This is a genomic window from Aureispira anguillae (assembly GCF_026000115.1).
GTDB lineage: Bacteria > Bacteroidota > Bacteroidia > Chitinophagales > Saprospiraceae > Aureispira > Aureispira anguillae.
The window spans coordinates 7431298-7445582 of sequence record NZ_AP026867.1; the positions used below are offsets into that span (position 1 = coordinate 7431298).

The window sequence follows — 14285 nt, forward strand, 5'->3', positions numbered from 1 at the left end:
TGCTGTGAACCATGGATATGGTTCACAGCTAATCTTAAAAAATAGAAAACAATGAATAGACTTAAATCTATCATCGCTATATTCTTAGTGGGGATCTTAATCTCCCCAGAAGCAGCCTTTGCAGGAAACCCTGATAGACAAGGGGAAGCAGGTGCTTATGAATTATTACTAAATCCTTGGGCTAGATCGGCAGGTCTCAATGGGCTTGTTGTGTCTAGTATTACAGGGGTAGAAGCTATGCGTTTTAATCCTGCTGGAATTGGAAGACAGTATAGTAATACAGAAGTTATTGTATCTCATACTCAATACATGGTGGGTACAGGATTAAGCATGACTGCTGGAGGACTAGGACAAAAAATTGGAAAAAATGGTGCTGTAGGACTTAGCCTTATGGCATTAAGTTTTGGAGATATTCCTCTAACTACTACTAGCCAGCCTCAGGGAATTACTACTTTTAGCCCTTCTTTTTTTAATATTGGAATAGGGTATAGTCATATTTTTAGAGACAAGGAAGGCAATGAAAAAATCTCTGTTGGATTAGCCGTTCGTGTAGTTTCTGAATCATTGACCAATGCAAGTGCTACAGGAATAGCTTTTGATGCTGGTGTACAATATGTAACAGGTAAAAATAAACAAATTAAGTTTGGATTAGCTTTGCGTAACATTGGTACCAAAATGAAATTTCAAGGAGATGGTCTTGCTTTTGTAGGAATGGCGCCTAATGGTACTACTCCTTTGACTGTAGAGGAACGAGTAGCTTCTTTCGAATTGCCTTCTTTGTTGCACATTGGTGCTTCATACGATTTTTGGTTTCCTGGTGAAACAGAGGAAAAAGAAGGAAAAACAAACCGTCTTTCTATTAATGCTATGTTTACAGCGAATTCATTTGCTCGTGATCAATATGGTTTAGGCTTGGAATATGCCTTCCGTGAAATGTTGATGCTTAGAGCTGCCTTTAAATACGAAGGTTTGATGTTTGATACTGGAAATGCTGGTACCATTAGCAATGGTTTCACTGCTGGTCTTTCTGTTCAAATTCCGTTCAAAAAAGGTTCTTCAAGAAAGATTGCTTTTGATTATGGTTTTGAATTGACAAAAGAGTTTTCTGGTTCACATGCTGTTAGTGTAAGAATTGGAATCTAATAGTAGATAAGAGCTTTTTGGCTCTAGTTAAAAATATAATCAAACGCTCTTTCCCATTTGTTTTGGAAAAGAGCGTTTGACTTTTTATTGGAAATGTCATTTAGTATTAGAACATTCTTAAACAACTTCACTTAAACCCCAACAAAGAGATAATTTCTGTTAATACTATTACCTTTTCTGAGCCAAAAAAGTTGACTCGAAAAGCAGTATAATAAAAACGTTCCCTGATTATTTCCTCATTTTCAAGAACAATGATATGAATCGTATAACTTCTAGTTGCATTTTTCTTATGGGTGTTTTGCTTAGCCCAATTATAACAAATGCACAAAAAGGACCGACCCCTAACCGTACAAAAAACGACAATTCATCTTATCGTACAAGCTGTACAGAGTCAAGAGCTCAAACTGATCTTGCTATTAATAATGTGCGGGCAAGGCTTAGAGCAGGTGGAGATATGTGGTGGGATGGAACCCAGCCTCAATATATTGTACCCAATGTAGATCCTGCATCTGGAGAACCCGAAATTGTATCACTTTATTCAGGAGCTATTTGGTTAGGGGCTTATGATGATGGTGGAAACCTAATCTTGGCTGCTCAAACGTATCGTTCTAGTGGGAATGATTACTGGACAGGTCCTTTGGACCCAGACTTGGGAACCATTGATAAAACAGATTGCGAGCGTTGGGATTTACACTTTACAGTTTATGGTGATGATATAGATGCTTTACGAGCAGATTATCTAGATCCACTTAGCCCAGGGGTACAAAACACCCCCTCTAGAGGTCTACTGGGTTGGCCTGGAAAAGGTAATCCTCACTTTTTGACAATCAATGGCTTTGATATTCGAGAATACGATCAGGATTTAGCACCATTTATAGATGCGAACTCAGATGGTATTTATAATCCTTACGATGGGGATCATCCTATTATTGAGGTATCTGGTTGTGAAAATTATACCTACAACAATCCTGTTTATGCCGATCAAATGACTTGGTGGGTTTACAATGATAATGGAAACTTGCATACTCAAACCAATGGGCAGCCCATGAAAATGGAAATTCAAGCAACTGCTTTTGGATACAGAACTACAGATGCAATCAATAATCAGACGTTTTATCGTTATAAATTGTTAAATAGAAATAAATTAGCCTTAAACGATACGTATTTTTCTTTGTGGACGGACCCAGATTTAGGTTGTCGATCGGATGATTATATTGGTTGTGATACAGTGACAGGAATGGGCTATGTATATAATGCAGATGCAAATGATGATAACCCTTGTGCAGGTCTTGCAGGGTATGGAACAGATATACCTGCTTTAGGAGTAGATTATTTTAGAGGACCTTTAGATTCTGCGGGGAATCAAATTGGACTTTCTTCTTTCCAATATCACATTATTAGTACAACTGATCCTAAGGGAATTCCTTCTAGTGCTATTGGATATTATCGTCTAATTTCTGGCTTCTGGCCCAATGGAACTCCGATTACAGCAGGAGGAAACGGTTATGATCCTTCCAATACAACAGCACCGCCAACGCCTTATGTATTTCCTTCTTTCCCAAATGAAAGTGGTGGAGGGGCATGGTCTATGTGTAGTGAAGCATTGAATGGTTTAGATCAAGCTTTTTTACATACCTCAGGACCTTTTGTCTTGAAACCAGGGGCAACGAATGAAATGATTTCAGGAGTAGTATGGGTACCTAGTATTCCAGATTATCCTTGTCCTTCTTTACGTCCATTGGTTGCAGCTGATATTTTGGCTCAAAATCTATTTGACAACTGTTTTAAAATAACAGATGGTCCAGATGCGCCTTACATTGATGTCATTGAAATGGACGAGGAGTTAGTCCTTAATCTATATTACTCTGCGGAGCAAAATAACTTTAAATTAGGTTATGAAGAGTCGCCAGCAGAGTTACGCATATTTAGCCCCTTAGATACTACTTATAATTTCCAAGGTTATAAAGTATACCAAGTAAACGATCCTAACCTTTCTGTAACAGAATTGGACGATGAAACCAAAGCTCGCTTGATTTTCCAAACGGATGTTAACGATGGTGTTTCTAAAATTGCGAACTGGGAAAAATTTGCAGATGAAGATTTGGGGATAGATGTATCCGTACCAACCATACAAGTAGAGGGAGAAGATAAGGGGATTAAACATACCTTTAAAGTAGTAGAAGATCAATTTGCAGAAGGTGAAAAGGGCTTGGTTAACCACAAACCTTATTACTTCTGTGTGGTAGCCTATGCTCACAATGAATATCAGAAGTTTGATCCTGTAGCCAATGCTGGACAAGCAAAACCTTACTTACAAGGTCGTAGAAACTTTAGAATTTATACAGCAGTACCAAGAATCAATGATTCAGAGTATTCAGGAATCGCAATACAGTCTGCCTATGGAGATCGTCCAGGAATTAGTCGTTTGGATGGTTCAGGGGTAGGATCTAAACAGTTTTTAGAGATTACAAATTTAGGAAGCATAGAAAACGCAATTGTCAACGGTGAAAACGTAGGTAAGATTGACTATGCAGCAGGCAATGCACCAATAGATATAAAGATAGTAGATCCATTGCGAGTAGCAGGAGGGACCTATCAGTTACATGTATGTGATAAAAACTATACTTGGACAAAGGATAGTGTAACGGGAGTTTATCAAGCAAACAAAGGAAACTATAGCGCTTTGACGGATTCTATATACTGGGTCTTAACGGATGTGGATGATCCTCAAGTATTGTGGTCTTCTTTCCAAACAATGGATTGGGATTATGAGCAGTACATACCAGATTTGGGAATCTCAGTAAGCATTCAACAAGTAGCTTCTCCAAGTGCACAAGGAGAGGACGCAATTGGTAACAATACGGGTTGGATTGGTTCAGGTATCATCTATTCAGATAGTGTAACGCATGGTAAATGGTACAAAGGCTTGGAAGATGGGGAAGGAATCTATAACATGATAAAGAATGGACCAGGAGAAGACGATGAGTTGTTTGATCCAAACAAAGAGTTTTCGACAAGCGAAGGCGGCTGGTATCCTTTCATGTTGTGTGATGGCGACTTGCGAACAACAAGCTACTATTTCTCTTTGATGAATATAGGAAGCTCAGGAGCTCGATTTAGAAACAAGAACTCGAATATAGGAGGGAAAGTAAGAGACACGATGTTGATGGCGTTAAATAACGTGAATGTAGTGTTTACGGCTGATGAGAGCAAATGGAGTAGATGTATTGTAACGGAGACCTTTAACCGTTATCATGGAAGTGGTTATTTGGGAGCAACAGCACCATCTGATCGCCGTCAAATGGAATGGCGAGGAAGTGCAAGTGCAGGAAAACCAGTATACTACTCAAGAAATAAGGACATGTCAATAGACAACAGTAGTGTAGGAATGTCATGGTTCCCAGGTTATGCATATGATGTAGAAACAGGAGAGCGTTTGAATATCTTCTTTGGAGAGAATTCTTTGTACAACGGAGTAATGATAGAAGAACACATTGTACCAGGAGTAAGTACAGGAAACGATATGATATTTAATCCAACCTCAACAGAAAAAGCAGGCGGTTTCTCATTGGATGAGAATGTACAGTTTTTACGTTCAGTTTTGGGTGGACAGCATATCATTTATGTGACTAGAACACCTTATGATTCCTGTCAAAGCATTTTAGATCAATACAACGGAATATTGCCTTTATTTACGCCAGACAACAAGTTGGTACCAGGAATGGATATAACATGGGCATCAATGGCTTTGTTATCCCCAGGAGCATCAATGGGCGGTAGTCATGGGCACATACCTCCAACAGAAGCGACAGTAAAACTACGAGTGAATAGTCCTTATGAGATAGAGCAAGGGACTTATGACAACTTAGGGTATCCATTGTATGAGTTTAGCTTAGCAGGATTTGAGCCAACGAAAGAAGAGGCAGATGTGGCGAAGAGTGCATTGGATTTGATGCGAGTAGTGCCGAATCCTTATTATGCCTATTCAGATTATGAGATAACAGAAGTAGATAATGTGGTGAAGATTACGAATATACCAGCAAAATGTAACATCAGAATTTATTCTTTGGATGGTCGTTTTGTGAGAGAATTTAAGATCGCTCAACAATATCGAAGAGACTTAGATAGAGGAGGAGCTAGAAACGGAATTGCTAGAGTAGGACTGGGACAAAATGGACCAGAGGCAGAAGATCAAATTACCACTTCAATAGATTGGGATTTGAAAAACTATGCATCGGTACCCGTAGCAGGTGGAGTTTACTTGATTCATATTAAAGTAGACGGAGTAGGAACAAAAGTCCTAAAAAGCTTTATCATCAATAGAGCCTTTGATGCTCAACGTTTATAATAAAAAAGACCTTAGAATATTCTAAGGTCTTTTTTTTACAAAAAAAATTACGATAGAAATGAATGTCTTTACTAGAATACCTATAATTTTAGGCTGTATTCAATCGTGAAATGCTATGATTATCACCACCCCATTCTAAAAAACAATGAACAATGAAAAACATTAATTATTGGCTTTTTTTAATAACTTATCTTTCATTATCGCCCTTTCTAAAGGCACAGGAGTTAGAATATCTAGCAGGGAATAATTCCCCCAATAGTTCTAAATCACAAGCAACTTTTCGTGCGGCATGTACAGGTTCGAGGGCTCAAACAGATTTAAACATCAACAATGTACGAGCAAGGCTGCGTGCAGGAGGAGATATTTGGTGGGATGGAAATGAGTCTCATTATGTTGTGCCAAATATAGACCCTGCGTCTGGAGAACCAGAAGTTTCTGCCTTGTTTGCTGGAGCCATTTGGTTGGGGGCTTATGATGATGGTGGAAACTTAATCTTGGCTGCTCAAACGTATCGTTCTAGAGGGAATGATTATTGGACGGGACCTTTAAACCCTGATTTGGGGATTATTGAAAAAAGGGATTGCGAACGCTGGGATCTGCATTTTACAGTTTTTGGAGTAGATATAGATGCTTTGCGGGCAGATTATTTAGATCCCCTAAATCCTGGTGTACAAAACACGCCTTCTAAAGGCTTATTAGGCTGGCCAGGAAGAGGAAATTCTCATTTTTTGACGGTTCACGGTTTTGATATTCGAGAATACGATCAAGATTTAGCACCATTTGTAGATGCCAACTCAGATGGTATTTATAATCCTTACGATGGGGATCATCCTATTATTGAGGTAACAGGCTGTGAAAATTATACCTACAACAATCCTGTTTATGCCGATCAAATGACTTGGTGGGTTTACAATGATAATGCAGACTTGCATGGGCACTCTTCTGGGCAACCGATGAAAATGGAGATTCAAGCAACAGCCTTTGGTTATGCAACCACGGATGCGGTTAATGATATGACATTTTATCGTTATAAATTGTTAAATAGAAATAAATTAGCCTTAAACGATACGTATTTTTCCTTGTGGACGGATCCTGCGTTGGGTTGTCCTACAGATGATTATATTGGTTGTGATACAGTGACAGGAATGGGCTATGTATATAACCAAGATATTGAAGACGAAAGTAGTTGCTTGGGGGGAGCTTTTCCTGGTTATGGGAGCGAAGTTCCTGCTTTAGGGGTAGATTATTTTAGAGGACCTTTAGATTCTGCGGGGAATCAAATTGGACTTTCTTCTTTCCAATATCATATTAATAGTAACTCTGACCCTAAAGGAGATCCTACTAGTACATTGGGATTTTATCGTTTAATTTCTGGGTATTGGCCCAATGGGACTCCGATTACAGCAGGGGGAGACGGTTATGATCCTGGAAACGCTACAGCGACACCAACGCCTTATGTATTTCCTTCTTTCCCAGATGAAAGTGGTGGCGGTGCATGGTCTATGTGTAGTGAGGCTTTAAATGGCTTGGATCAGCGTTTCTTGCATACTTCAGGACCTTTTGTCTTGAAACCAGGGGCAACGAATGAGATGATTTCAGGAGTAGTATGGGTACCTAGTATCCCAGATTATCCTTGTCCTTCTTTGCGCCCATTGGTAGAGGCTGATGTTTTGGCTCAAAATCTATTTGACAACTGTTTTAAAATAACAGATGGTCCAGATGCGCCTTACATTGATGTCATTGAAATGGATGAAAAATTAGTACTTAATTTGACTTATGCGAAGGGGCAAAACAATTATGCCATGCAATACGATGAAGCTCCTGGTGAATTACAACCGTTTGCTCCTTTGGATACTACTTATACTTTTGAAGGTTATAAAGTATACCAAGTAAACGATCCCAATCTTTCTGTAACAGAATTGGACGATGAAACCAAAGCTCGTTTGATTTTCCAAACGGATGTTAACAATGGCGTTTCTAAAATTGCAAACTGGGAAAAGTTTTATGATGAAGATTTGGGGATAGATGTATCTGTACCAACCATAGAGGTAGAGGGAGAAGATAAGGGGATTAAACATACCTTTAAAGTAGTAGAAGATCAATTTGCAGAAGGTGAAAAGGGCTTGGTTAACCACAAACCTTATTACTTCTGTGTGGTAGCCTATGCTCACAATGAATATCAGAAGTTTGATCCTGTAGCCAATACAGGACAAGCAAAACCTTATTTACAAGGTCGTAGAAACTTTAGAATTTATACAGCAATACCAAGAATCAATGATTCAGAGTATTCAGGAATCACAATACAGTCTGCTTATGGAGATCGTCCAGGAATTAGTCGTTTGGATGGTTCAGGGGTAGGATCTAAACAGTTTTTAGAGATTACAAATTTAGGAAGCATAGAAAACGCAATTGTCAACGGTGAAAACGTAGGTAAGATTGACTATGCAGCAGGCAATGCACCAATAGATATAAAGATAGTAGATCCATTGCGAGTAGCAGGAGGGACCTATCAATTGCATGTATGTGATAAAAACTATACTTGGACAAAGGATAGTGTAACAGGAGTTTATCAAGCAAACAAAGGAAACTATAGCGCTTTGACGGATTCTATTTACTGGGTCTTAACGGATGTGGATGATCCTCAAGTATTGTGGTCTTCTTTCCAAACAATGGATTGGGATTATGAGCAGTACATCCCAGATTTGGGAATTTCAGTAAGCATTCAGCAAGTAGCTTCTCCAAGTGCACAAGGAGAGGATGCAATCGGTAACAATACGGGTTGGATTGGCTCAAGTATCACGTATTCAGATAGTGTAACGCATGGTAAATGGTACAAAGGCTTGGAAGATGGAGAAGGAATCTATAATATGATAAAGAATGGACCAGGAGAAGACGATGAGTTGTTTGATCCAAACAAAGAGTTTTCGACAAGCGAAGGCGGCTGGTATCCTTTCATGTTGTGTGATGGTGACTTGCGAACAACAAGCTACTATTTCTCTTTGATGAATATCGGAAGCTCAGGAGCTCGATTTAGAAACAAGAACTCGAACATAGGAGGGAAAGTAAGAGACACGATGTTGATGGCGTTAAATAACGTGAATGTAGTGTTTACGGCTGATGAGAGCAAATGGAGTAGATGTATCGTAACGGAGACCTTTAACCGTTATCATGGAAGTGGTTATTTGGGAGCAACAGCACCATCTGATCGCCGTCAAATGGAATGGCGAGGAAGTGCAAGCGCAGGAAAACCAGTATACTACTCAAGAAATAAGGACATGTCAATAGACAACAGTAGTGTAGGAATGTCATGGTTTCCAGGTTATGCATATGATGTAGAAACAGGAGAGCGTTTGAATATCTTCTTTGGAGAGAATTCTTTGTACAACGGAGTAATGATAGAAGAACACATTGTACCAGGAGTAAGTACAGGAAACGATATGATATTTAATCCAACCTCAACAGAAAAAGCAGGCGGTTTCTCATTGGATGAGAATGTACAGTTTTTACGTTCAGTTTTGGGTGGACAGCATATCATTTATGTGACTCGAACGCCTTATGATTCCTGTCAAAGTATTCTAGATCAATACAACGGAATATTGCCTTTATTTACGCCAGACAACAAGTTGGTACCAGGAATGGATATAACATGGGCATCAATGGCTTTGTTATCCCCAGGAGCATCAATGGGCGGTAGCCATGGGCACATACCTCCAACAGAAGCGACAGTAAAACTACGAGTGAATAGTCCTTATGAGATAGAGCAAGGGACTTATGCTAACTTAGGTTATCCATTGTATGAGTTTAGCTTAGCAGGATTTGAGCCAACGAAAGAAGAGGCAGATGTGGCGAAGAGTGCATTGGATTTGATGCGAGTAGTGCCGAATCCTTATTATGCTTATTCAGATTATGAGGTAACAGAAGTAGATAATGTGGTGAAGATTACGAATATACCAGCAAAATGTAACATCAGAATTTATTCTTTGGATGGTCGTTTTGTGAGAGAATTTAAGGTCGGACAGGTTTATAAGGATAAGGTGAGAAATGGAATCGCAAGGTTAGGAAAATATGGGCATCCAGACATCGAAGATCAAATTACCACTTCAATAGATTGGGATTTAAAAAACTATGCATCGGTACCCGTAGCAGGCGGGGTGTATTTGATTCATATCAAAGTAGATGGAGTGGGAACAAGGGTATTAAAAAGCTTTATTATTAATCGAGCACTAGATTCTCAAAAACTTTAAACAGCAAGAACACAATTAATATTTTATGAAATAATTAACTCTTCTAGCATTTTGCTAGAAGAGTTTTTTTTTGGGAAAAAATGAGTGAATCTATTCTTTTTAGAAAAATAATATGTTCTATATGTTTGGGAAATGTTAAAATGTGTTGTTTGCCTTTTATAGAAGACAAACGATATTTATAATATGCAAAAGTATAAAAAGGGCTCATTGCTTTTGCAGCTCTAATAAATGACAAGCTTTTTTTTAAGCGATAACTACTCTAGTCATTATTCTTAATAAGGCATTAGATTTTTTAGTAAAGACTCAACAAGATTTGCTTATTGGGTAAGGGGATTTTATGCTCAATTGTTAACAATCAATCAAAAAGGTATTATGAATAAACAGCTTTTTTTCATCATTCTGGTGACTTATCTTCTAGCGGGAGCTTGGGATCTTGAAGCACGAGATTATGTCGATAAAAATAACCCTCAACGAGCGAAGAAGAATGCAGGCTATAGAATGAGTTGTACTCAGTCAATATCCGAAGAGGATTTGGATATTAATAATGTTCGGGCAAGGCTGCGAGCAGGTGGAGATATGTGGTGGGATGGCAACGAAACAGCTCGCTATATTGTTCCCAATGTTGATCCTGGGTCTGGAGAGCCTGAAGTTTCGGCTTTGTTTGCAGGAGGGATTTGGTTGGGGGCTTATGATGGCGGTGGAAACCTAATTTTAGCAGCACAGACCTACCGAAATAAAGGGAATGATTATTGGTCAGGTCCTTTGGATACCGCAAGTGGAACGATTAATAAGAGTGATTGTGCTCGTTGGGATGAACATTTTACGGTTTATGGAAAAGAAATTGATGCACTTCGTATGGATTATTTAGATCCTTTATCGCCAGGCGTAGACAACGAGCCCTCCAAAGGACTATTGGGCTGGCCAGCGAAAGGAAATCCTAATTTTTTGAAAATTCATGGTTTTGACATCAGGGATTACGATCAAGACTTGGCACCGTTCATTGATATTAATAAAGATGGCAAATACAATCCTTGGGATGGAGATCATCCTATTATTGAAGTAACAGGGTGTGCAAAAGATGATTATAATAATCCTGTTTATGCCGATCAGATGACTTGGTGGGTGTATAATGACAATGGCAATTTGCATACCCAAACCAACGGTAGCCCAATGAAGATGGAAGTGCAAGCCTTAGCATTTGGCTATAGTACTACAGATGCAGTTAATAATATGACATTTTATCGTTATAAATTGTTAAATAGAAATTCTTTGCCGCTGCATAAGACTTATTTTTCGCTTTGGACAGATCCTGATTTGGGCTGCTCGGATGATGATTATATTGGCTGTGATACCGTAACAGGAATGGGTTATGTTTACAACGAAGATGCCGAGGATGATAACCCTTGTGGTAGCGGAGCTGCATCTTATGGAACAGATATACCAGCCTTAGGGGTGGATTATTTTAAAGGACCGTTGGATTCCGCAGGAAATGAAATCGGGTTGTCTGGTTTTCAATATTACATCAATAGTTCTGATAATGCGATTGGAAATCCTGAAACGGCGATACAGCATTATCGTTTAATGTCAGGTTATTGGCTAAATGACGTTCCTGTTACAATCGGAGGGAATGGGTACAATAATTTGGATCCTAATGCTGTGCCTACTCGATTTGTTTTTCCTTCTTTTCCCAATGAAAGTGGTGGAAATACTTGGTCTATGTGTACCGAAGGGGTAGTTGGTGCAGATAATCGTTTCTTGCATACCTCAGGGCCTTTTGTTTTGCAGCCAGGAGCAACGAATGAGATGATTTCAGGAGTGGTATGGGTGCCAAGTGTGGTTTATCCTTGTCCATCATTGAGTCGTTTGGTTGAGGCGGATGAGTTGGCACAGAATCTATTTGATGACTGTTTTAAAATTACAAATGGACCCGATGCTCCAAACATGGATATTATTGAAATGGACAAAGAGTTAGTCTTAAATCTTAATTATTTATCGGGGCACGAAAATCTAGCTTATTCCGAAACTTCTTCAAAATTGAGGAGCCATGCAAGTGCTGGATTGGATACAACTTATGATTTTCAAGGGTACAAGGTCTATCAGGTAAAGGGGCCCAATGTTTCGGTAACAGAATTGGATAATGAAAACAAAGCTCGTCTAATTTATCAATGTGATGTAGAAGACGATATTTCAACCATTATAAATTGGGAAGAGTTTAAAAACGAACAGACGAATATAGAGGCACATACCCCCGTCATTAAGGTAGAGGGAGAGAACAAGGGAATAAAGCATACCTTTAGAATTTTAGAAGATGAATTTGCACAGGGAGGAAAAGACTTAATTAACCACAAACCCTACTATTTTTGTGTGGTTGCCTATGCGCATAACGAATACAAAAAGTTTGATGTAACTACTCAAAAAGGGCAGGTAGAAGCTTATTTGCAGGGACGTCGAAATTTTAGGATTTATACAGGGATTCCTAGAATGAATGCGCCTGAATATTCTGGTGTTTCATTGCAGGCAGAATATGGCGATCAACCTCAAATTACTAGATTGGATGGGCAAGGCGTGGGAACCAATGAATTTTTGAGAATAGCCAACCTAGAAGAGATAGAGTCTAAGGTGTTAGCAGGGGAACATGTAGAGCAAATAGTTTATAACGAAGGAAATGCCCCTGTTAAAGTAAAAGTAGTTGACCCTTTGAGAGTTCCTAAAGGAACATTTAATATCCATGTTTGCGATCAAAAATACAATTGGCTATACGATTCGAACACAAAATCTTATATCCCACAACCAGCCAACGCAGTCCATTTATCAGATTCTATTTATTGGGTGATTTCCGATCTGAATGATCCAACTACTGTTTGGTCTTCTTATCAAACGATGGATTGGAACTATGAACAATATATCCCTGAATTGGGCATCTCTGTTAGTTTGGAACAGAAGGATAAACCTAGTCATAATGGTGCTGTTGGTTTGATTGGAACAGAAATTATATACGAGGATAGTATTACCTATGGAAAGTGGTATGAAGGGCTAATGGATGGAGAAGGGATTTTTAACCTATTAAAAACTGGAGGGAATGAAGACGATCATATATTTGATCCTGAGCAAAAATATTCTGAGGCAATAGGGGGCTGGTATCCATTTATGTTGTGTGATGCAGAATATCGTCCTAATGAGCCCTATTTATCTTTGGGAAATATTTATTCTCATGGAGCTCGCTTTAGAAATGATACAACTAAAGCAGATGGCTTTACTTTAGAACTTTTTAATAAGGTACAAGGAAAAGTGAGAGATACCTTATTATCTGCTCTTAATAATGTTAATATTGTGATGACAGATAATCGAGAAGATTGGAGTCGTTGTATTGTGGTTGAAACAGCTAATTATTACCATGGTGGTGGCTTTTTGGGAAGTGTCAGTCCCAATTGGAAAGTTCCTTCTAAACGTAGACAAATGGAATGGAAAGGCAGTGTCAGTAATTTTGGAAGCTATCCTGTTTATCCTTCTAGAAACAAAGATATGTCCATAGATCACAATTCTGTAGGGATGTCTTGGTTTCCTGGCTATGCTTATGATGTAGAAACAGGGCAACGTCTAAATATCTTCTTTGGTGAAAACTCCTTGTACAATGGTTCTGTATTGGAAGAAACAGTCAATCCTGGTTGTAATACAGGAGATGATATGATTTTTAACCCAACTAATGTGAAACAAACAGGAGGCATTTCATTTGATGAGAAAGTCCAATTTTTGCAGAACGTACAAGGAGGGCAGCATATTATTTATGTAACGGATTTGCCCTATGATTCTTGCAAGAGCGTTTTGGCAGAGTTTGATAAAGTACCTGCAACCTCTTTCTTTTCAAAAGATAATGTTATTTATCAAAGTATGCACATTACTTGGGCTTCAATGGCAGTACCTACTATCATGAAAGGCGATTATGGAGAAGAACCGCCAACTAAGGCAACCATTAAATTACGAGTACAACGCCCTTTTAGTATAGAAACTGGAACATTCCAAAACTTAGGTTATCCACTGTATCAGTTTTCTTTAGATGGTTTTGCACCTACTAAGGAAGAACACAAAACGGCCGTGTCGGCATTAGATTTGATGCGTGTTGTGCCCAACCCTTATTATGCTTATTCTGATTACGAAATAACAGAGGCGGATAATGTAGTCAAAATTACGAATATACCTGCTAAGTGCAACATTCGAATCTACTCTCTAGATGGACGTTTTGTGAGAGAATTTAAAGTCGCACAAGGCTACAACAATCCAAGTAAAAATGGCATCGCTAGAATTGGGCAGGGTTACGAGGGACCTACGGCTGACAATCAAATAATGACCTCAGTAGATTGGGACCTTAAAAATTATGCGGCTGTTCCTGTTGCGGCTGGTGTTTATTTGGTGCATATCAAAGTAGATGGGGTGGGAACCAAAGTGCTAAAGAGCTTTATTATTAATCGGGCACTTGATGCACAACGTTTGTAAGGACATAAGTTTGCTGCTACAAGATTGCGCAAATTTATCCTATTGATAAGTGGCATTTA

At 38.9% G+C, this 14285-nt stretch carries 4 protein-coding genes; all 4 read left to right on the plus strand.

Annotated elements, in window-relative coordinates; all coding sequences use genetic code 11:
* Positions 1-51: 51 nt before the first annotated feature.
* The 4 genes from AsAng_RS28665 (at position 52) to AsAng_RS28680 (ending at position 14226) form a co-directional block, all read left to right on the plus strand.
* Positions 52-1143, plus strand: a complete 1092-nt coding sequence (locus tag AsAng_RS28665; RefSeq protein WP_264790591.1) for a PorV/PorQ family protein — start codon at positions 52-54, stop codon at positions 1141-1143.
* A gap of 256 nt (positions 1144-1399) precedes the next feature.
* Positions 1400-5491 (plus strand): hypothetical protein, encoded by a 4092-nt coding sequence (locus tag AsAng_RS28670; protein WP_264790592.1) that lies wholly within the window; start codon positions 1400-1402, stop codon positions 5489-5491.
* Positions 5492-5643: 152 nt separating this feature from the next.
* On the plus strand, positions 5644-9735 hold the full coding sequence (locus AsAng_RS28675; protein WP_264790593.1) for a hypothetical protein: 4092 nt from the start codon (positions 5644-5646) through the stop codon (positions 9733-9735).
* Positions 9736-10107: 372 nt separating this feature from the next.
* Positions 10108-14226, plus strand: coding sequence for a hypothetical protein (locus AsAng_RS28680; RefSeq protein WP_264790594.1), 4119 nt, complete (start codon positions 10108-10110; stop codon positions 14224-14226).
* Positions 14227-14285 lie beyond the last annotated feature (59 nt).

Excerpts from the sequence above, each read along its gene's own strand:
- AsAng_RS28680 (WP_264790594.1), top strand. The coding sequence starts at position 10,108 with ATGAATAAACAGCTTTTTTTCATCATTCTGGTGACTTATCTTCTAGCG.
- AsAng_RS28665 (WP_264790591.1), top strand. The coding sequence starts at position 52 with ATGAATAGACTTAAATCTATCATCGCTATATTCTTAGTGGGGATCTTA.
- AsAng_RS28675 (WP_264790593.1), top strand. The coding sequence starts at position 5,644 with ATGAAAAACATTAATTATTGGCTTTTTTTAATAACTTATCTTTCATTA.
- AsAng_RS28670 (WP_264790592.1), top strand. The coding sequence starts at position 1,400 with ATGAATCGTATAACTTCTAGTTGCATTTTTCTTATGGGTGTTTTGCTT.